Here is a 20,043-nt window from a genome sequence, read left to right on the forward strand (position 1 = left end):
GCCGGTGCATGAATGACGACGTACTTGCCTTTAACGGGCTGCGCCCGCGATTGCAGAAGATCGCGTATCGAATGCTGGGGTCCGTTGCCGAGGCCGAAGATATCGTGCAGGACGTCTGGCTGCGTTGGCATGCAACAGCCCGTGAAGCCATCGACAACGCGGAGGCGTGGCTGGTCGCGGTCACGACGCGGATGTCCATCGACCGTCTGCGCGCGGCGAAGATTCAACGCGAACACTACACGGGCATCTGGTTGCCCGAACCGGAGATGACCGATTTCCCGGCGACGCCGGAGGAGGCCACGGAGCGCGCCGACGACGTCTCCGTGGCTTTTCTGGTGCTGCTCGAGCGGCTCACGCCTGAAGCCCGTGCGGCGTTCCTGCTGCGCGAGGTATTCGACGCCGACTATGACGAAGTCGCACGAGCCATCGGCAAGACGGAGGCGGCGTGCCGTCAGCTGGTAAGCCGTGCAAAAGCGCAGCTGCGCGACGAACGTCCGCGCTCCGAGGTACCGCGCGAAACGCATCTGCGTTTGCTGCGAACATTCGTGCAGGCGCTGCAGCGCGGCGACTTTCACGCGATCAACGCATTGCTGGCCGAAGACGCTAAGCTGATCGGCGACGGCGGCGGCAAAGTCCAGAGCTTCCCGGAGCCGATGGTGGGCGGCCAGCGCATCGCGCAGCTGTTCTACGCGTCGTCGCGGCGCTTTGGCGACGCACTCGGCGTCAAGCTCGTGGTGCTCAACGGCCAATGGGCGCTGCTGCGGTTTATCGAAGGCAAACTCGAGTCGGCACAGTCGTTCGAAACAGACGGCGAGCGCATCGTCCGTATTCATGTGCAGCGTAACCCTGACAAGCTCGCGCGCATTGCGGCTGCACACGCCAACCGCTGAACGCCGGTTTTTCCCCGGCGCGGGCGCCTCGACGCGACGATTGGTGCCGCGCGGACAACATAGTGAGCGCGTCCCCGTGGCTACCGTGACATCCCGCGCCCACCTACGATGACTTTGTGCGGCTCAGTGCCGCTAACGGCACCCGCAGGGCGGGGTGCCCACTCATCGTCGCCAGGAGAAAACATGACGCAGCGTATCAACTATGTGCAGCAATCGCCGGAACTGTTCAAGAAGTTTTTCGAACTCAGCAATCTGCTGAAAGACTGCACAATCGAAGAATCGATCCGTGACCTGGTGTCGATCCGGGCGTCGCAACTGAATGGCTGCGGATTCTGTCTGGACATGCACGTGAAGGAAGCACGCCTGCACGGCGAGCGCGAGTTGCGCGTCCATCACGTCGCGACGTGGCGCGAGTCGACGCTTTTTGCGCCGCGCGAACGCGCCGCGCTGGCGTGGACGGAAGTGCTGACGCGGCTTCCCGAGCACGGCGTGCCCGACGATCTCTACGAGCGCGTGCGTACCCAGTTCTCGGAAAAGGAACTCTCGGACTTGACGTTCGAAGTGATGGCGATCAACGGATGGAACCGCGCGAACGTCGCGTTCAAGACGGTGCCGGGTTCGTCCGACAAGGCATTCGGCCTGGACAAGGCGAACCTCGTCTGAGCAGACGCGTTTCATTTTTGTCCAGTTCAGGCCCGCGCGAGCGGGCCGCGTTACTCTGGGACACACTATCATGCTTCGTTTGAGAACTAAGACTCTGGCCGCGCTCGTCGTCGTGAGCGCTTCGTTGAGCGTGGCCCGCGCCGAGGCGCCCGTCGCGATCGTCACGCCGTTGATGACGCAGCCTCTCGACGACTATCCGGGCAAGGAAGCTCTGATGATCGCCGTCGAGTATCCGCCGGGTGCGGCGGATCCCGTCCATCGGCATCATGCGCACGGGTTTATCTATGTACAGGAAGGATCGATCGTGATGCAGGTCAAGGGCGGCAAGGAAGTCACGCTGACACCGGGACAGACGTTCTATGAAGGTCCAAACGATGTTCACACGGTCGGACGCAACGCGAGCCAGACGAAGCCGGCCAGGTTCCTCGTGCTACTGCTGAAGGATAAGGGCGCGCCGGTTCTCGTTCCGGAGAAATAGCCGCCTCTGCGTGCCGCATTCGGTTTAAAAAATGGCGGACCGTGTCACAAACGGGAGCGCTGATACGTCTAGTCGCTATGGACTTTACGAACCGCGCTTCCATGACAGACGACCCATCACGCCGCCGCATCGCCGGCGCCGCCGACCCGTTCGCAAGCAGTTTTGCGACCAGTTACGCCGGCGTCGTTTCTTTTCTCGCCGTTGCCAACGAAGGCAGCTTTGCCCGCGCGGGCGATCGCCTCGGCATCGGGCGGTCCTCCGTTAGCCGCAACGTGCAGAAACTCGAGGCCCTGCTCGACGCGCGCCTCTTTCTACGCACCACGCGCAGCACGTCGTTGACGCGCGAGGGCGAGCTGTTCTACGAAAACTGTCAGCCTGGCATCGAGCGCATCGCCCAGGCGCTGGAAGACATGCGGGAGCTGCGCAACGGGCCGCCGCGCGGCCATCTGCGCATCGTTTCGACACCGGGTTTCGGCCGCAAGATCGTCGCGCCGCTGCTGCGAGGCTTTCACACGCACTATCCCGAGATTGCCCTCGAACTGCTGCTGAACGATCGACCCGCCGACTTCACAGCCGACCGCGTCGACGTTTCGTTTCACGACGGGCGGTTGGAAGACAGCGGGATCGTGGCGCGCCAGCTGATTCCGATGCAGATGCTGGTGTGCGCGTCGCCCGCTTATGCACGACGACACGGGCTGCCACGGCATGTCGACGAACTGGCGGATCATCGCTGCATCAACTTCCTGGCCGCGTCCGGCCGCATCAATGAATGGGAGTTCAAGGTCGACGGTCTTCCGCAGCGTCGCCAGCCCATTGCACAGCACACGTTCAACGACCCGGATCTGATCGTGCAGGCGGTGCTGGACGGGCTGGGCATTGCGCAGTTGCCCGCATATCAGGTGTGCGACCTGCTGGCCGGCGGGCAGTTGCTCAGTTGTCTCGCGCAGCACGCGCCGGAAGATGGCGGCCACTACCTCTGCTATCTCAGCCGCAAGCAGCTTCCCGCACGGGTCCGCGTGTTCGTCGACTATATGACCGAGCACACGCGCGCGCTCGACCTGCAGTGTCTGACGACGATGACAACGCGATCGCCGTTAGCGACGGTCGAGTGACGGCATGTGAATGGCCGTTCCGTTGATTGATGCTCTTCATGCAACACGATGCGTGCCGCTGCGGCTCTACCGCATGACGCGGTGCGTACTTACCATGTTTTCTGTTCGGACGGCACGTGAATCGCGGCAGGTCCGGCAAAGCACCGGCAAATTCATCCGCACCGTTTGTACCGTCTGTACCGTTCGTACCATTCGCGACGCGATGCAAAGCCGGAGTCGAACAATTGGTGGCGGCGCGAGAGCCGCACGTCGCCTCATGGAGAAACATCGTGAAGATCGTCGTGATCGGTGGCACGGGACTCATCGGCAGTAAGGTCGTCAAGAATCTTCGCGCGCGCGGTCATGCGGTCGTTGCCGCGTCGCCCGCTTCTGGCGTGAACACAATCACTGGCGAAGGTCTGAACGAGGCGTTGACGGGCGCCAATGTCGTGGTCGATCTGGCCAATTCGCCGTCGTTCGAAGATGCCGCCGTGCTGGAATTCTTCGAAACAGCCGGACGCAATCTGTTTGCGGCGGAGATTGCCGCTGGCGTTCAGCATCACGTCGCGCTCTCCGTCGTCGGCACCGAGCGGCTCGCGGAAAGCGGCTATTTTCGTGGCAAGATCGCGCAGGAAAAACTGATCCGCGAATCGGGCGTGCCGTACACGATCGTCCATTCGACCCAGTTCTTCGAGTTTCTTGGCGGCATTGCGCAATCGGGTAGCGACGGCCAGACCATACGGCTGTCTCCGGCATTCTTCCAGCCGATCGCGTCGGACGATGTGGCGGCGGCCGTCGCGGACTTTGCCGCCGGCGAACCGCGCAACGGCATCGCTGAGATCGCAGGCCCGGAACGCGTTCGGCTCGCCGATATGGTGCAGCGTTTCCTCCTCGCCACTCACGATTCGCGCAAGGTGATCGAAGACCCGCAAGCCCGCTACTTCGGCGCAAAGTTGCAGGACGACACGCTCGTTCCGGGGGCAAATCCGCGTCTGGGCGCGATGAGCTTCGAGGCGTGGTTCGCCCAGACGCAGGCCGCGAAATAAGCCACGAGCCGCTGAGACGCGCCATGACCCCATTGCGTCCACCGCCGCTGACGCTGCTCGACAAGTATCACGGGCGAGACCCCCTAACGCTGTATTCGACCACCGTCACCGTGACAGGCGGCGACGCGGGTCACGGGCGCGCGTCGGGCATCGCCCGTTCCGACGACGGCAATCTCGTCGTCCACTTGCGATTGCCGGAGGCGCTGGATGGTCCCGGCGACGGCACCAATCCTGAGCAGTTGTTCGCGGCCGGTTACGCGGCCTGCTTTCATGGCGCGCTGAGTCTGCTTGCGGCACGAGCGAGCATTCCAATTCCTGGCGCCTCGGTGCAAGTCACCGTCGATTTTGGCCGCGACCCGGTGGACGGTCTGTTCATCCTGACCGCGCAGACCCGTATCCGCTTGCCCGGTGTCGAGCGGGTCGTCGCCGAGGAACTGGTCCGCAACACCGAACGGTTTTGCCCTTACACGAAGATGGCGCGGCAGGGAATCGCGAATGTCGTTGCGCTGGTGCTGCAGGACGACGCTGGGGAGTCGTAGCGTCGCGTGAGTTTTCGTTGTAAGCCAATTTTGTTTGACAAGGATTTGTCGATTTATTGACTCTGACGGTTCCATAGATCGAATGACCTGAAGTAGCCATCCGCAATAGTTTTCAGATACAACGCTGCTTTACCCGGCAACGTTTTAGCAGGAATGGATTCAGCGGTCTGACAGCGCGGAAGAGGGCGTTGCGGCGTCATTGGTTGTTACTTCTGCTGTTTCATGGTGGTCGGCGTGGCGCATTCGGCCAGCTCGCGCGCCCGGACAAGCGCGTTGCTGATCTCGGCCAATAATTTGTCGCGGTCCGCGTCGGTCTGCTGCCGTATCGCGAACGACGGATGATAGGTGGCGATGCCCCAGCCGCCTTCCACTCTGAACGGCGCTTCGAGATGGTCTCTCAGGCTGACCTTCTCGCGCAGCAAGGCGGTCAGCGCCGTCGCGCCAAGCGTGACAATCACCGCCGGGCGCACTGTGTGCAACTCCCGCTCGAGCCAGTAAGAACACGCTTCGATCTCACGCTGTCCCGGCGTCTTGTGCAGCCGGCGTTTGCCGCGCGGTTCCCATTTGAAATGCTTCACCGCGTTGGTCAGATAAACCTGCTCGCGCGACAGGCCGGCGCGCGTGATCGCGGTCTCCAGCAATTGCCCCGCCGGCCCGACGAACGGCTGACCACTCAGATCCTCCTGATCGCCCGGCTGCTCGCCGATCAGCATGATGCGCGCGTCGCTCGGCCCCGAACTCCCGACCGCTTGCGTCGCATTGCGCCACAGGGCGCAACGCCGGCAGGTATCGAGCGACGAGGGTTGGTCGCGGGCCGGTTGCGCCATGTCCGCTTCGACCGGAATGGTTTTGCCGCCCAGCGCGCCGACGCCGCTCGCCTGCGCCACACGGCGCGCCCCGCTCTTCGCTTCACTGATCATGGCGGGGATCAGATGACCCTCCGGCAAGCCTTTCCAGAAGCGTACCGGCATGTGCTGTTCGAGCGCCGCTTCGTTCAGCCGCGCCGGATTGAACGTGCTGCGGTAGTAGGCGAGCCATAGCGCCTCGGCTTCGTCCGCGGTATCGCAACGATGGTCGCCGGGCAGCGCGTGGCGCTGCTCCAGATGCAGTTGCTCACCGTCCCAGAAGGCCGCGCCGCGCGGCGTGGTGATCATCCAGCTCGCGCGTCCCATGCGTTGCGAAAAGTGTTCCGCGGCCCACGCCAGCACATCGTGCTCGGGCTCGTACCAGGCGATGTATTCGGGTGTCTTCACCGTCGATGCTGACGCCGGCGCCTGCTTGCGAAACCGCACGTAAGCGATCATGTCGTGCTTGGCGCGCCGCACGCTTTTGGCCATGCGGTGGAGGCGTGCGCCATCTTCGTCCGCCGGCGAGGCGACCGCGTGGTCGCCATGGTGCCAGCGCCATAAGACCCTATACAAAAACGCCCAGCGCTGTGACTCGCGGAACAGCGCGGCGTCTTGCAATAGGGCCACAAGTTCCTTCGAAACACGCACGGCGGTGGAGCGAGGCTCTGCATCCTCGGACGTCGCGCCATAGTCGAACAGCGCCTGCTCTTGCGGCGACTCAGGTTCCTGCTTGACGCGCCATTCGATCACCTCCGGTGCCAGGCCTTCGGCTAAAGCGCCGAGCGATGCGGCGCGCCAAGCGAGGAAATGGTCTTCGATAACAATGGAACGCATCGCGACGTTTCACAACAACGCCAGTTGCACCGGGGGCGCCAACACCCGGCGCAAGCGGGCCGACGACGTGTCATGCAGCGCTGCGCGATAGTCTTGCGTCACGACGAACGGCTTGATCTTTTCCAGCGGACAACGCAGTCGCACGAGATCCTCGTAACGCACACGACGCGAACGCCGTAACTCGACCAGGCGTTTCGCGTTGCGCATGCCGATGCCCGGCACGCGCGCGATCATACGCAGCGGCGCGCGGTTCAGGTCGACCGGAAACTGGTCGCGATGCGCCAACGCCCACGCGAGCTTCGGATCGATGTCGAGCGACAGGTTGCCGGGTTGTTCGAACAGTTCGTCCGCGCTGAAGCCGTAGCCGCGCATCAGGAAATCGGCCTGATACAGCCGGTGTTCGCGTAATAACGGCGGCGCCTGAGCCGGCAATGCGGAAGGGCTGTCGGGGATCGGGCTGAAGGCGGAATAGTAGACGCGCTTGAGCCTGTACGCTCCGTAAAGCGTCGCGGCGGTCTGCAAGATCGTGCTGTCGTTCGTCTGATCCGCGCCGACGATCATCTGCGTGCTCTGGCCCGCGGGCGTGAACTTCGGGGCCTTGGCGTCGCTATGGGCTTCTTCCTGCGCAAGGCGGATCGAGCCCATGGCGAGCTTGATAGTGCGGACGTTCTTTTCCGGCGCGAGCCGCGCGAGGCTGCTGTCCGTAGGCAGTTCGATGTTCACGCTCAAACGGTCGGCATAACGCCCGGCTTGCGCAATTAACTGCGGATCGGCATCGGGGATCGTCTTCAGATGAAGATAGCCGCGAAACTGATGATCCTCGCGCAGCGACTGCGCGACGCGCACGAGCTGTTCCATCGTGTAGTTCGACGACCGAATGATTCCGGAACTCAGAAACAGCCCGTCGATGTAATTACGCCGGTAGAAATCCAGCGTCAGCTCGACGACTTCCTCGGGCGTGAAGCGCGCACGCGGCACGTTGCTCGAGCGCCGGTTGACGCAGTACTGGCAGTCATACAAACAGAAATTGGTGAGCAGGATTTTCAGCAGCGAGACGCAGCGCCCGTCAGGCGTGAAACTGTGGCAAATGCCCGCGCCGGTGCTGGCGCCCAGACCGGCAATGCCGCGCGAGCCGCGCTTGGGCGCGCCGCTGCTTGCGCATGACGCGTCGTACTTCGCGGCGTCGGCCAATACTTCCAGCTTTTTGAGCAGTTCCACGTTGCCACCGATACTGTATGAATGTACAGTATCGTACGTGGAGAGACTTGACTGCAAGTGGTTTTTTTAATGGGAAAACGAGCGTTGGCTCGGGGCGTGTCCGGCGAACGAGCGGGGCGCAAGCGCTACAACGTAAATGCGCGTGTGCGGGATTGCGCCGCGTTTTTTGCCTGCAACGCGGCGTTATCTCAAGAGTAACGATCGGTTTGATAAAAGGCGATTGTGGAGCCTCGCACAATCGGGCGGTCGGCATAGATCAGGTACGCGGGTGCGCTCGCACAACGAATGGAGATTCATCGACATGCCGGCTTTATCCGGTCAGGAATGCCATGCCTGAACAACTCTGGCTGTCTGGGCTCGAGGCGCCACCAACGCCGACAGATGGCCTGTTCTTCGCCGTCTTTCCCGATGCGACCACAGCGGCCAGTATCTCGAAGCTCGCGCAAAAGCTTTGCGGCGAGACGCGCGCGCGAAGCAAGCCGCTTGCTGCGGGCCGTCTACATGTCACCTTGCATCACCTGGGAAATTTTGCGGGTGGTTTGCCGCAAGAGCGGGTCGATGCGGCGAGACAGGCAGCCGCGTTGATCAGAATGGAGCCGTTTAGCGTCGAATTCGACACGGCGGTCAGCTTTGCGTCGAAACCGCGACCGGGACCGCTGGTGCTGGGCGGAGGCGAGGGTGTCGCTGGCCTGCACGTACTGCACGACGCCCTGGGCCGTGCGCTGCAGAACGCCGGTTTTGAGGACCGCGCGGTTTCATCCGCGGCGCACTTCACGCCGCATGTCACGCTAGCGTACGGGATGCCGTGGGTCGCGGCACGTCCCGTTGAGCCGGTCTGCTGGAACGTGCGTGAGTTTGCGTTGATGCACAGTTTGCTCGGGCGTACGCGGCATGTCGCGTTGGCTCGCTGGACTTTGGCTGGCGCCGAATCATAGCGCGCGTTGTCTGGGTGAGGGCGGCCTGTCGAAGGGCGCCGAGCTAGAACCGCATGCCGGTCGCGCAACCGCCGGCGAAGCCGCCACCGCTTCCGCCCGCGCCACCGCAGAACACGCCACAACCGGATAGCGCGAGCGCGATAGTGACGGAGGCCAGCGTCGCGCGTAGCCACGTTTTTGGAATGCGTTTGCCGGCATGCTTAAAGTCTGCGGCGAGATGCGGATTGACGCGGGCGTCGAAAGTGATGACGGCGTGGTTGCGGCGTGAAGTGATCATTCGGAATTGCATAACGTTGGTGGCTCTGGGGAGCGGCGAGCGAAGACGCATAAGCGTCGTTCGGTGAAAGTGTTTTGTCAGGTTTTGTCGCAGGAAATGGGACGGCAAGCAGAGCGGCAAAGGCGCGGCCGCGGAATCGCTGAGGCTAGCGCACAACCCTATGCCCTCGAATGCGCAGAAACTGAAAACGTAGGAGGTTTCGTCGGTTCGAGAAGCGGAACGATCGTGCGCGCCCTGATAGAATGCTTGGGCCGCAACGTAGTGGATTGCAGATGAGATTGCTTGATGCGTTAGTCGAACAGCGTATTGCCGCCGCCGCCGCGCGAGGCGAATTCGACGAGTTACCGGGCGCGGGCGCGCCGCTGTCCCTGGAAGACGATGCTCTGGTCCCCCAGGAAGTACGCGTCGCCAACCGGATTTTGAAGAATGCGGGCTTCGTGCCGCCCGCTGTCGAGCAGTTGCGCGCGTTGCGTGACCTGCAGGCGGAGTTGAATGCCGTGAGCGACCGTGCTACCCGTTGCCGTCTCCAGGCGCGCATGCTGGCGCTCGATATGGCACTTGAATCGTTGCGTGGCGGTCCGCTGGTTCTGCCGCGCGAATACTGCCGGCGCATTGCCGAGCGGCTATCCGAGCGCGCGGGCAGCCTTGATACGGCAGACGCGGGTTCGCAGTGAGCGAACCGCTTACCCATTCCGCCGTACCGGATTCAGATTCCGTCGAGTCTCACGCCGGACTGAATGTGCTGGGTTCCCAACGCTCAGTGAGCGGCGTCGCTGAATTGGGAGCGACCGATTCGGGCGCTGCCGACGCCTCGGCGGGTTCGGATCCCACTCCTGGCGAACCGCCCGCATCTTCCACCGTCCCCGAAGTCTCGGAGCGCGATCGCCGCTTCATGGCGCTCGCGCAAGCCGCCGCCGAAGAAGCGCGCGCCGCCGGCGAAGTGCCCGTTGGCGCGGTCCTCGTGCGCGGTGAAGAAGTCATTGCGACCGGTTTCAATCATCCGATCGGCGGCCACGACCCGTCGGCGCATGCGGAAATGGCCGCGTTGCGCGCCGCGGCGCAAGCCGTCGAGAACTACCGTTTGCCGGGCTGCGAACTTTATGTGACGCTCGAGCCGTGCCTGATGTGCGCCGGTGCGATCATGCATGCGCGCATCGCGCGAGTCGTGTTCGGGGCGCGCGATCCGAAAACCGGCGCGTGCGGAAGCGTGGTCGACGCCTTCGCGAATCCGCAGTTGAATCATCACACCACGGTGATCGGCGGCGTGCTCGAAAACGAATGTGGCGCCGCGCTCAAATCGTTCTTTGCCGAGCGACGGCGCGCGAGCCGCGAAGCACGCGCGGCGGCACGTGCCGCCGCAGCCAGCGCACCGGGCAGCATCGAACCGGGCCCGGCTGAGTCGCTCTAAAACAACAACGTCCAACCAGGTCTTGCCAATGACCGTCCATCGCACCATCCAACTGATCGCGCCGTCCGGGTATCCGCATGACCCCGAGGTGCTGCATCGCGCGTTGCAGCGCTTCCATGCGCAGGGGCATCGCGTCGATGGCGTGGAGACGACGAAGCGTCGCTACCAGCGCTTTGCTGGCACCGATGGCGAGCGCGCGGCCGATCTGAACCGGCTCGCCGATCCGTCGCGTAAGTTGCCGGACATCGTGCTGGCTGTGCGCGGCGGCTACGGCGCGGTGCGCATCCTGCACGGACTCGACTACGAAGGGTTGCAGCGGCGGCTGACCGATCAGCCGATCGCGCTGGTCGGACACAGCGATTTCACTGCGATCCAGCTTGCGCTGCTGGCACGCGCCGGCGTGAAAACTTTCGGCGGCCCGATGGTGATGAGCGACTTCGGCGCGGAGGAACTGAGCGAATTCACCATGCACCACTTCTGGTCGGCGGTGACGAAGCCGACCATGACGATCTCGAACAACACGCCGCAAGCGCAGCCGGTCGACGTCTCCGGCATGTTGTGGGGCGGCAATCTGGCGGTGCTGACGTCGCTGATCGGCACGCCGTACATGCCGCCGGTGCAGGGCGGCATCCTCTTTCTCGAAGACGTCAACGAGCAAGCGTTCCGGGTCGAGCGGATGATCTATCAGTTGCACCTGTCCGGCATTCTTGCGCAGCAACAGGCGCTCGTGCTGGGCGATTTCTCCGGCGCCAAACCCTATGAATACGACAACGGCTACGACCTGCACGCAATGATCGAGCAAGTGAGGTCGGTAATCGGCATTCCGGTCGTCAGCGGGCTGCAATTCGGGCATGTTCGCAACATGCTGACGCTGCCGGTGGGCGCGGACGCGCATCTCGTCGCGGATGCACACGGGTTCAAACTAAGCTTGTCGGGCTATCCATACCTCGCCTGAACTGGCGGAGCGAGGGGGCGGGCGGTCGTCCGCTTTCTTTTTGTCCTCTACAACGCAACTAACGGTCGGTTTTTGCGGCGTACTTGCCAACAGAAGGACCCGGAAGCTGCGCCAATTTTGTTGACAAAACCAGCCGCCAATAGACGGTCGCCGCCTCATCTAATTAAACTCATGCCGAGACAGCACAGGCCGCGCGGACCATACGAGCGGCATATCAGGTATGCCTCTCCCCGAAGATTGTCGAAATTCAGGTCAAAAATTGTTGACAATTTTAATGTCCATCCTATGATGACCAACATACCGAGACGAACATCATGTCCGACACAGACTCCGCCGCCGCGAATAGTTTGAAACCCGAAGCGATCACCGAGCGCATCCGCGCGGCGATCCTCGAGCATCGGCTCGCGCCGGGCGCCAAGCTGACAGAAGCACAGTTGTGCGAAGTATTCGGTGTGAAGCGCGGCCCGATCCGGCAGGCGCTGGCGCAGTTGGCCACCGACCACCTTGTCGATCTCGAACCGAATCGCGGGGCGTTCGTGGCAAGTCCGTCGCTGCAGGAAGTGCACGAAGTGTTCGAGATGCGTCGAATCATCGAGCTCGCGGTGGTCGAAAAGATCTGCAGCGGCCACGGCATGCGGCGTTTGAAGAGCATCGGCAGCATGATCGGCCGGGAACGCAAAGCGTTCGAAACGCGTGATTTTCCGGCGTGGATTCGTCTGTCGGGAGAGTTTCACACCGAGTTGGCGGGACTCACGGGCAACGCCGTGTTGTGCGACTGCCTGAACGGCCTGGTGGCACGCTCTACGCTGATTTCCGCGCTGTACGAGTCGCTCGGACGCAGCCCATGCTCGTTCGAGGACCACGAAGCCATTCTCGCCGCGCTCGACGCCGGCGATGCAAAAGAGGCGGCGGCATTGATGTCGCGCCATTTGCAAAGCGTCGAGTTGAAGATGCTGGACCGCCCCGCACGTGGCGCGGCCGATCTGCATGAAGTGTTCGGCGCACTCAACGGTGCAGCCAGAGATTCATCGAAGACCAAGTCCGCGCCAGGCTGAGGCAGGCGGCCGGCGTGCGCCCGTTGCCGGTGCGCGCCGCACTGAATTGAACTGAACGAATCAAGCGTTGCAAGGCGGCTCGGCGCGAGCGCTGCCGGCTTGTGCACGCCTGTCCGCCGCCGGGCGACGGACCTCGGGTAATGACGCATCGCTGGACTTCGCGGCTGCTGGCGGTGCGATAACCACAAGTACTTCAAGTACGGAGACATCCGCGGCACGGCCGGACAGACGCGCCAGGACCCTCGATTCATACGGACGAGGAGGGCGCGACTGGCATGGCCGATGCAACGTCCTTCGATTCGCTATCGACGGTCCCTATTCCAAGGAGGAATCATGGCTCAGTTCAGTGCAGCGCCCGGCAATCCCGCAATTCCCACTTATGCAGACGACGGCGCATCCAGCGAACCGTCCATGCCCGCAGGCTACAGCGACCGCCTCTATAACGAGGACCTCGCGCCATTACGGCATCAAACCTGGGGCGCGTACAACATCTTTGCGTTCTGGATGTCGGACGTGCACAGCGTCGGCGGCTACGTATTCGCGGGCAGTCTGTTCGCGCTCGGCCTGACGAGCTGGCAGGTGCTGATCGCGCTGCTGGTCGGCATTACGATCGTCAACCTGTTGTGCAACCTGATCGCCAAGCCGAGCCAGGCGAACGGCGTGCCGTATCCGGTGGCGTGCCGCGCGACCTTCGGCGTGCTCGGCGCGAATATTCCCGCGGTGATTCGCGGCCTGATCGCGGTCGCATGGTACGGCATCCAGACCTATCTGGCGTCGAGCGCGCTGGTGATCGTCGTGTTGAAGTTCGTTCCACAACTGCTCCCTTATGCCGACGTCCATCACCACGGCTTCCTGGGGCTTTCGACGCTCGGCTGGACCGGCTTCATGCTGCTGTGGGTGTTGCAGGCGCTGGTGTTCTGGCACGGCATGGAGACCATCAAGAAGTTCATCGACTTTGCCGGCCCCGCCGTCTATGTGGTGATGTTCATTCTCGCGGGTTACATGGTGTATCGCGCAGGGTGGCGCAACATCGGCATCAACCTGGGCGGCGTCAAATATCACGGCATGCAGGTCGTGCCGGTGATGATCACGGCGATCTCGCTGGTGGTGTCCTATTTCTCCGGACCGATGCTGAATTTCGGCGACTTCTCGCGCTACGGTAAGAGCTTCCGCAGCGTGCAGCGGGGCAACTTCTGGGGCCTGCCGGTCAACTTTCTGGCCTTCTCGCTGGTGACGGTGATCACGACCGCGGCCACGCTGCCGGTGTTCGGCGAACTGATCACCGACCCGGTCGAAACCGTGGGCCGTATCGACTATCCGACCGCGGTGATTCTCGGCGCACTGACTTTCACGATCGCGACCATCGGCATCAACATCGTCGCGAATTTCGTTTCGCCGGCTTTCGACTTTTCCAACGTTGCGCCGCGCCTCATTAGCTGGCGCATGGGCGGCATGCTCGCGGCGGTGGCGTCGATTTTCATCACGCCGTGGAATCTGTTCAACAACCCAGCCGTGATTCACTACACGCTCGACGTGCTCGGCAGTTTCATCGGGCCGTTGTACGGTGTCCTGATCGTCGACTACTTCCTCGTGAAGCGCCAGAAGATCGTTCTCGACGATCTGTACACGGTTTCGCCGACGGGTTCGTACTGGTATCGCAACGGCGTCAACTACCGGGCGGTCGCCGCGTTGCTGCCGGCTGCCGTGATCGCGGTGGTCTGCGTGATGGTGCCCGCGCTCGACGGCATGGCGAATTTCTCGTGGTTTATCGGCGCAGGCCTCGCTGCGTTGTTCTATCGTGTTCTTGCACGCTGAATTTTGCGGACGCAACAGGAGTCGATATGCGTATCAAACTGATCAACCCGAACACGACCCAACGCATGACGGAAGCAATGGGCCGCTGCGCGCGCGAAGTCGCCGCGCCGGGCACCGAAGTCATCGCGGTGAATCCGACCATGGGGCCGCCGTCGATCGAGGGCTATTACGACGAAGCGCTCGCCACGCCGGGCTTGCTCGCCGAAGTTGCCGCCGGGGAGCGTGAAGGCTGCGACGGCTACGTGATCGCCTGCTTCGGCGACCCAGGCCTGTATGCCGCGCGCGAGCTGGCGCGTGGCCCGGTGATCGGCATTGCCGAGGCGGCGATGCACGCGGCCAGCGTGCTGGCGCCGGGTTTCTCGGTGGTGACCACGCTGGCGCGCACGTGCGGCATGGCGTGGCACCTCGCCGAGCGCTACGGCATGAAGCGCTTTTGCCGCAACGTGCGCGCCACCGACGTCGCGGTGCTCGACCTCGACAAGCCAGGCTCGGCGGCGCGCCGCATCATCCTCGACGAATGCCGGCGTGCGCTCGCCGAAGACGGTTCGGACGCGATCGTGCTCGGCTGCGCGGGCATGGCCGAGTTGTGCGCGGAGATCGAAGACGCGCTCGGCGTACCGGTGATCGAGGGCGTGACGGCGGCTGTGAAGTGGACCGAGGCGCTGGTCGCGCTGCGTCTTTCGACGGCCAAACGCGGCGATTACGCGCGGCCGCTGGCCAAGCGCTACGACGGCGCGCTGGCGTCCTTCAGTCCAACCGACGCCGATCCGAATCCGCGTGCCCCACGCGGCGCTACCGTCATTTCCGCCGCAAATGCGCCGGAAAACGCGGGAACGGCCGATTTATTGCGGGTAAACACTACAGAATAGGGATCGCACATACTTTCAGTCTGACACGCACTATCTGCCCGGGTGTATGGGCGCACCCGGGTGTTTTCGCTACACTGGTCCAACTCGCCGCCGCTGCCTGAAAGGCTTTTTTCTGCTGCTTTCAGTGCTCTTTCTGGCGCGGTTTCGCTAGCGCCCGCATGAGTCATTTGCATGCAGCACGCAAACTCAAGCACGCCCTCATGTGCACATAACATGAGTTCCACGCGAATTTTACGTACCGTCACCACGCATTCGTCAAACCATGCCACTCGACCCGAACTACCCACGCGATCTGATCGGCTACGGCCGCCACCCGGTGCAGGCAAACTGGCCGGGTCGAGCGCGTGTCGCGGTGCAATTCGTCCTGAATTACGAAGAGGGCGGTGAAAACTGCGTGCTGCACGGCGATCCCGGCTCGGAGCAGTTTCTGTCGGAAATCGTCGGCGCCGCGTCTTTTCCGGCGCGCCACATGAGCATGGAGTCCATCTACGAATACGGTTCGCGCGCGGGCGTCTGGCGCATCCTGCGCGAATTCGAGAAGCGCAAGCTGCCGCTCACGGTGTTCGGCGTCGGCATGGCGGTCGAACGGCATCCGGAACTGGCGCGTGCCTTCGTCGAACTCGGGCATGAGATTGCCTGCCACGGTTATCGCTGGATTCACTATCAGGACATGGCGCCGGAGAAAGAAGCGGAGCACATGCGCCTCGGCATGGAAGCCATCGAGCGCGTGACGGGCGAGCGTCCGCTCGGCTGGTACACCGGCCGCGACAGTCCCAACACGCGGCGTCTGGTCGCCGAATACGGCGGTTTCCTGTACGACTCGGATTACTACGGCGACGATCTGCCGTTCTGGATGGACGTGGACGTGACAGGCGGCGCGAAAGTGCCGCAACTGATCGTGCCGTACACGCTCGACACCAACGACATGCGCTTTGCGAGCCCGCAAGGCTTCAACACTGCGGACCACTTCTTCACGTACCTGCGCGACGCGTTCGACGTGCTCTACGAAGAAGGCGACGAAGCACCGAAGATGCTTTCGATCGGTATGCACTGCCGTCTGCTCGGACGCCCTGGGCGTTTCCGCGCGCTGCAACGTTTCCTCGACCATATCGAACAGCACGATCGCGTGTGGGTCACGCGGCGCGTCGATATTGCGCGCCACTGGCGCGAACATCACCCTTATCAACAAAACAACCGCGGGGCTGCGGCATGAAGGCGATGCAATACACTCTGGACCAACTCAACAGCACCTCGACCGACGCGTTCGTGGCAGCGCTGTCGGGCATTTTCGAGCACTCGCCGTGGGTCGCGGAAATCGCTGCGCAGCAACGGCCTTTCGCAAGCATCGACGAACTGCATCGCAAGATGTCGGATATCGTCGAGACTTCAGGCGAAGAGAAGCAATTGGCGTTGATCAACGCCCACCCGGAGCTCGCTGGCAAGGCCGCGGTGCGCGGCGAACTGACCGCCGAGTCCACGCGTGAGCAGAGCGGCGCCGGCCTCGCGCAATGCACGCAGGAGGAGTTCGACAGGCTGCTCGCGCTGAACGCCGCGTATCGCGAGAAATTCGGCTTTCCGTTCATTCTCGCCGTGCGCGGGTATGACCGTCACGGCATCATCGCGAACTTCGAGGCGCGCGTGAACAATAGCCGCGCCGACGAACTGCGCGCGAGCCTCGATCAGATCTACCGCATCGCACGTTTCCGGCTCGACGACCTGATCGACGCGTAAGGTTTTACCGCGCGTCGCTGGACTCGAACCGAAACGTTTTTTGAGCACTGACCAACACTAAGGAAGACAAAGATGGCACTCCCGATTCTCGACCCCAACGCACCGGAATTCACGCGCCGCTATGTGAATCTGGCGGACCCGCGCCTGGGCGCGCAGGCGCTCGAGGCCAGCGACGATTTCTTCGCACCGAAGGAACGCATGCTGAATCCGGAGCCGGCCGTCTTCATTCCGGGCAAGTACGACGACAACGGCAAGTGGATGGACGGCTGGGAAACGCGCCGCAAGCGCGCCAACGGCTATGACTGGTGCGTCGTGAAACTGGCGCGGCCGGGCGTGATCAAGGGTCTCGATCTCGACACCAGCCACTTCACGGGCAACTTCCCGCCGGCGGCGTCGGTGGAAGCCGCGCGCGTGGTGGACGGCGCACCGAACCAGTCGACGCAATGGACCGAAATCGTGCTGTCGACCACGTTGCAAGGCAATAGCCACCACTACCACGAAGTCAGCGACGCGAACGCGTACACGCATCTGCGCGTGAACATTTACCCGGATGGCGGCATCGCGCGTCTGCGTGTGTATGGTCAACCGCAAGTCGATTGGGCCGGCGCGAGCCGCACGGAGCAGTTCGATCTGGCGGCGATGGAAAACGGCGCGTATCTGGTCGCGGCGAACAATCAGCACTTCGGCGCTGCGTCGACGATCCTGATGCCGGGCCGTGGCGTGAACATGGGCGACGGCTGGGAAACGCGCCGCCGTCGCGAACCGGGCAACGACTGGGCGATCGTCGCGCTGGCGCAGCCGGGCGTGATCAAAAAGATCGAAGTCGATACGGCGCACTTCAAGGGCAACTTTCCGGACCGCTGTTCGATTCAGGCTGCCTACGTGACGGGCGGCACGGACAGCTCGCTGATTACGCAGGCCATGTTCTGGCCGGTGCTGCTCGGCGAACAGAAGCTGAAGATGGACAACCAGCACTATTTCGAAAGCGAAATTGCGGCGCTCGGTCCGGTGACGCACGTGCGGTTTAACATCATTCCGGACGGCGGCGTGTCACGTCTGCGTCTTTGGGGCACGCTCGCATCATGAAAACGCTCGCGATCGAACCGTTGACGAAAGAAGCGTTCGCCGAGTTCGGCGACGTGATCGAGCTCGAAGGCGCGAAGCAGATTCCGATTAACCTCGGCACGACGATCCGCTTTCACGATCTCGCGAAAGTGGACGTCGGCGACGAGAACGGCCGCACACTTGTCAACCTGTTTCGCGGGCAGCCACGCACGCTGCCGTTCGAAGTGAAGATGCTCGAGCGGCATCCGCTCGGCAGCCAGGCGTTCGTGCCGCTGAACGACAAGCCGTATCTGGTGGTCGTGGCGCCGGCAGGCGAGCTGGACGCGTCGAAGATTCGCGCGTTCGTGACGAGCGGCTGGCAGGGCGTGAACTATGCGAAGGGCGTCTGGCACCATCCGCTGATCGCGTTGGGCGACGTGAGCGACTTTATCGTCGTCGATCGTGGCGGCGATGGACTCAATCTCAATGAGCAGGATCTCGTGGAGTCGTTGTGGCTCACTGAAGATGCGTTGAGCGCGGTCGTGATTTGAGTATTTTGCTTTAACGTAGCGTTCAGGTCGACGTGAAGAAGCCCACAGCATGATGAGTGCTGTGGGCTTTTGTTTTGGTGGATGTGCTGCGGTCGTTGAGCGTTTAGTCCGCGCGCGGCGGACTTCAGGCCGTGGTCAATTGACTGGGCCAGGCCCACAAATACGTTCATATTGTCACTGGCAAGCGATTCCATGCGCACGCCGGTTACCGATTTGTAGTTTCTCCAGGCGCCAATTTTGGCAGGTGCCAGCTTTATCGAATCTCATAAGGCAGCAACTACGGACTCGTTTGTCGCCCTTGGGCTACAAAACGATATGAACCTTTTTGACCCATCGACCTCACCACCGCCAAACAAAAAGGCGGGCTTCCCGCTCGCGCGAAAAGCCCGCTCTTTCTTTGCTTTATCCATCGCCAGGCCGGGCACCGCGCGCGGCCCGATGTTCACTTCACTGCGCCGCCCTGGAACCACGCGGCGATCTTCATCCGCTCGTCGTCCGTCATGTGCGTCACGTTGCCGAGCGGCATGGCCTTCAGCGTTACGGCTTGCTGATAGATCCGCTGCGCGTTCTGCGAGATCTCATCCGGCGTATCCAGCAGCACGCCGGCCGGGGCGCTGCCCATCATCGTCGGATGCGCGGAGTGGCACGCCACGCAGCGCTGTTGCAGCACGGGTGCGATGTCGGCCACGCGGACCACCGGCGCGTTCGCAGCTTGCGCTTGCGGCACGACCGGCTTCGGCATCGTCCAGAAGAGGGCGCCGAACATCAGCGCGATGCCGACCAGCGGCAGATACCACAACACCTGGCCACGGTGACGCATCACGAAGAACTGACGGATCAGCGCACCGGCCAGCATGATGACCAGCAACACGGCCCAGTTATACGGATGCGTATAGGTCATCGCGTAGTGGTTCGACAGCATCGCGAACACCACCGGCAGCGTGAAATATGTGTTATGCACCGAGCGCTGCTTGCCGCGTTTGCCGTAGATCGGGTTCGGCGTCTCGCCCTTGAGCATCGCGTCGATCATCTTGCGCTGGCCCGGAATGATCACGAAGAACACGTTGGCCGACATGATCGTCGCCAGCATCGCGCCCATGATCAGGTAAGCCGCGCGGCCCGCGAAGATATGGCATGCGAGCCACGCCGCGATCAGCACGTACACGCCGACGCAGATGCCGAGCACCTTGTCCTTGTTGCCGAGAATGCGGCACAGCGAGTCGTACACGATCCAGCCGGCGGCGAGGAAGCCGAGCGCCGAGGCGACGGCGACTACTGGTCCCATATCCAGCACGTTCTTGTCGATCAGGTAAGTGCTCGGCGAGAACAGATACAGCACGGTAAAGAGACCGAAGCCCGACAGCCACGTGGTGTACGACGGCCACTTCGACCAGTGCAGATCGTCCGGCATTTCCGGCGGCGCGACGGTGTACTTCTGCATGTTGTAGAAGCCGCCGCCGTGCACGTGCCATAGTTCGCCGAACACGCCGCGCCTGCGCTGGTTCGGGTCCGTTGGCGGTTTCAGGCTGTTGTCGAGCGCGACGAAATAAAACGATTCGCCGATCCATGCAATCGCGGCGATGACGTGAAACCAGCGAATCGCCAGATTCAACCAGTCTGTGATAAAGCCTTCCATGAAACTCCTCCACTTCTGATTCGTTGTACACGCAGCGACGTTATGTGCCTTCTGAAACCCGGCTGACGGGTCGTTGGCAGGGCAGCACGTCACTGCGCAGACTGCGGGGTGAAGACGCGATGCGCTCAGTTCGCACAGCGCCGTTTTTTTATTGGCTCGT

The 20,043-nt window shown here is 62.6% G+C and carries 21 protein-coding genes; 17 read left to right on the top strand and 4 right to left on the bottom strand.

Annotated features, from left to right (window positions below; all coding sequences use genetic code 11):
* The first annotated feature begins 8 nt into the window (after window positions 1-8).
* The 6 genes from B0G75_RS30105 to B0G75_RS30130 all read left to right on the top strand — a co-directional run bounded on the left by B0G75_RS30105 (window position 9) and on the right by B0G75_RS30130 (window position 4,707).
* Window positions 9-890: an RNA polymerase sigma-70 factor gene (locus B0G75_RS30105; RefSeq protein WP_106313686.1), complete on the top strand. Its 882-nt coding sequence runs from the start codon at window positions 9-11 to the stop codon at window positions 888-890.
* A gap of 183 nt (window positions 891-1,073) precedes the next feature.
* Window positions 1,074-1,553 (top strand): carboxymuconolactone decarboxylase family protein, encoded by a 480-nt coding sequence (locus B0G75_RS30110; RefSeq protein ID WP_106313687.1) that lies wholly within the window; start codon window positions 1,074-1,076, stop codon window positions 1,551-1,553.
* Between the two features lie 70 nt (window positions 1,554-1,623).
* The gene (locus B0G75_RS30115) at window positions 1,624-2,031 is read left to right on the top strand and encodes a cupin domain-containing protein (protein WP_106313688.1); all 408 of its coding nucleotides are present in this window, start codon (window positions 1,624-1,626) and stop codon (window positions 2,029-2,031) included.
* Window positions 2,032-2,108: 77 nt separating this feature from the next.
* On the top strand, window positions 2,109-3,143 hold the full coding sequence (locus B0G75_RS30120) for a LysR family transcriptional regulator (protein WP_374956931.1): 1,035 nt from the start codon (window positions 2,109-2,111) through the stop codon (window positions 3,141-3,143).
* A 269-nt stretch (window positions 3,144-3,412) separates the two neighbouring features.
* Window positions 3,413-4,168: an SDR family oxidoreductase gene (locus tag B0G75_RS30125; protein ID WP_106313689.1), complete on the top strand. Its 756-nt coding sequence runs from the start codon at window positions 3,413-3,415 to the stop codon at window positions 4,166-4,168.
* A gap of 23 nt (window positions 4,169-4,191) precedes the next feature.
* Window positions 4,192-4,707, top strand: a complete 516-nt coding sequence (locus B0G75_RS30130) for an Ohr family peroxiredoxin (RefSeq protein WP_106313690.1) — start codon at window positions 4,192-4,194, stop codon at window positions 4,705-4,707.
* Between the two features lie 206 nt (window positions 4,708-4,913).
* On the opposite strand, the gene B0G75_RS30135 is transcribed toward B0G75_RS30130, so the two are convergent.
* Both B0G75_RS30135 and B0G75_RS30140 read right to left on the bottom strand, forming a co-directional pair.
* Window positions 4,914-6,389, bottom strand: a complete 1,476-nt coding sequence (locus B0G75_RS30135; RefSeq protein WP_106313691.1) for a UdgX family uracil-DNA binding protein — start codon at window positions 6,387-6,389, stop codon at window positions 4,914-4,916.
* A gap of 9 nt (window positions 6,390-6,398) precedes the next feature.
* Window positions 6,399-7,607, bottom strand: coding sequence for a putative DNA modification/repair radical SAM protein (locus B0G75_RS30140; protein ID WP_106313692.1), 1,209 nt, complete (start codon window positions 7,605-7,607; stop codon window positions 6,399-6,401).
* 329 nt (window positions 7,608-7,936) lie between these two features.
* Here B0G75_RS30140 and B0G75_RS30145 point away from each other — a divergent pair, with 329 nt between their 5' ends.
* The gene (locus tag B0G75_RS30145; protein WP_106313693.1) at window positions 7,937-8,542 is read left to right on the top strand and encodes a 2'-5' RNA ligase family protein; all 606 of its coding nucleotides are present in this window, start codon (window positions 7,937-7,939) and stop codon (window positions 8,540-8,542) included.
* 43 nt (window positions 8,543-8,585) lie between these two features.
* Here the strand turns inward: B0G75_RS30145 and B0G75_RS30150 are convergent, their stop codons facing one another.
* Complete coding sequence (locus tag B0G75_RS30150; RefSeq protein ID WP_106313694.1) at window positions 8,586-8,819, bottom strand: hypothetical protein; 234 nt, start codon at window positions 8,817-8,819, stop codon at window positions 8,586-8,588.
* Between the two features lie 272 nt (window positions 8,820-9,091).
* Between B0G75_RS30150 and B0G75_RS30155 the strand changes: the two genes are divergently transcribed.
* The 10 genes from B0G75_RS30155 to B0G75_RS30200 all read left to right on the top strand — a co-directional run bounded on the left by B0G75_RS30155 (window position 9,092) and on the right by B0G75_RS30200 (window position 18,247).
* Entirely contained in the window at window positions 9,092-9,493 is a 402-nt protein-coding gene (locus tag B0G75_RS30155; RefSeq protein ID WP_106313695.1) for a DnaJ family domain-containing protein, read from the top strand.
* Window positions 9,490-10,227 carry a tRNA adenosine(34) deaminase TadA gene (gene tadA, locus B0G75_RS30160; protein ID WP_106313696.1) on the top strand — a complete coding sequence of 246 codons (738 nt, stop codon included), beginning with the start codon at window positions 9,490-9,492 and terminating at the stop codon, window positions 10,225-10,227. The genes B0G75_RS30155 and tadA overlap by 4 nt, the downstream gene beginning before the upstream one ends.
* 28 nt (window positions 10,228-10,255) lie before the next feature.
* The gene (gene ldcA, locus B0G75_RS30165) at window positions 10,256-11,182 is read left to right on the top strand and encodes a muramoyltetrapeptide carboxypeptidase (RefSeq protein ID WP_106313697.1); all 927 of its coding nucleotides are present in this window, start codon (window positions 10,256-10,258) and stop codon (window positions 11,180-11,182) included.
* A gap of 314 nt (window positions 11,183-11,496) precedes the next feature.
* Window positions 11,497-12,237 (top strand): GntR family transcriptional regulator, encoded by a 741-nt coding sequence (locus B0G75_RS30170; protein WP_106285568.1) that lies wholly within the window; start codon window positions 11,497-11,499, stop codon window positions 12,235-12,237.
* Between the two features lie 333 nt (window positions 12,238-12,570).
* Window positions 12,571-14,052 (top strand): NCS1 family nucleobase:cation symporter-1, encoded by a 1,482-nt coding sequence (locus tag B0G75_RS30175; protein ID WP_106313698.1) that lies wholly within the window; start codon window positions 12,571-12,573, stop codon window positions 14,050-14,052.
* Window positions 14,053-14,078: 26 nt separating this feature from the next.
* Window positions 14,079-14,921 (top strand): aspartate/glutamate racemase family protein, encoded by an 843-nt coding sequence (locus tag B0G75_RS30180; protein WP_106313699.1) that lies wholly within the window; start codon window positions 14,079-14,081, stop codon window positions 14,919-14,921.
* Window positions 14,922-15,183: 262 nt separating this feature from the next.
* Window positions 15,184-16,134, top strand: coding sequence for an allantoinase PuuE (gene puuE, locus B0G75_RS30185; protein ID WP_012433325.1), 951 nt, complete (start codon window positions 15,184-15,186; stop codon window positions 16,132-16,134).
* The gene (gene uraD, locus B0G75_RS30190; protein ID WP_106313700.1) at window positions 16,131-16,652 is read left to right on the top strand and encodes a 2-oxo-4-hydroxy-4-carboxy-5-ureidoimidazoline decarboxylase; all 522 of its coding nucleotides are present in this window, start codon (window positions 16,131-16,133) and stop codon (window positions 16,650-16,652) included. Before puuE ends, uraD begins: the two co-directional genes overlap by 4 nt.
* Before the next feature lie 72 nt (window positions 16,653-16,724).
* Window positions 16,725-17,738, top strand: coding sequence for an allantoicase (alc, locus tag B0G75_RS30195; RefSeq protein ID WP_106313701.1), 1,014 nt, complete (start codon window positions 16,725-16,727; stop codon window positions 17,736-17,738).
* Window positions 17,735-18,247: an ureidoglycolate lyase gene (locus B0G75_RS30200; RefSeq protein WP_106313702.1), complete on the top strand. Its 513-nt coding sequence runs from the start codon at window positions 17,735-17,737 to the stop codon at window positions 18,245-18,247. The genes alc and B0G75_RS30200 overlap by 4 nt, the downstream gene beginning before the upstream one ends.
* Before the next feature lie 442 nt (window positions 18,248-18,689).
* Here the strand turns inward: B0G75_RS30200 and B0G75_RS30205 are convergent, their stop codons facing one another.
* Window positions 18,690-19,883, bottom strand: a complete 1,194-nt coding sequence (locus B0G75_RS30205) for a urate hydroxylase PuuD (protein ID WP_106313703.1) — start codon at window positions 19,881-19,883, stop codon at window positions 18,690-18,692.
* Window positions 19,884-20,043: the final 160 nt, after the last annotated feature.

Origin of the sequence: Paraburkholderia sp. BL18I3N2 (assembly GCF_003001875.1) — a bacterium.
Classification (GTDB): domain Bacteria; phylum Pseudomonadota; class Gammaproteobacteria; order Burkholderiales; family Burkholderiaceae; genus Paraburkholderia; species Paraburkholderia phytofirmans.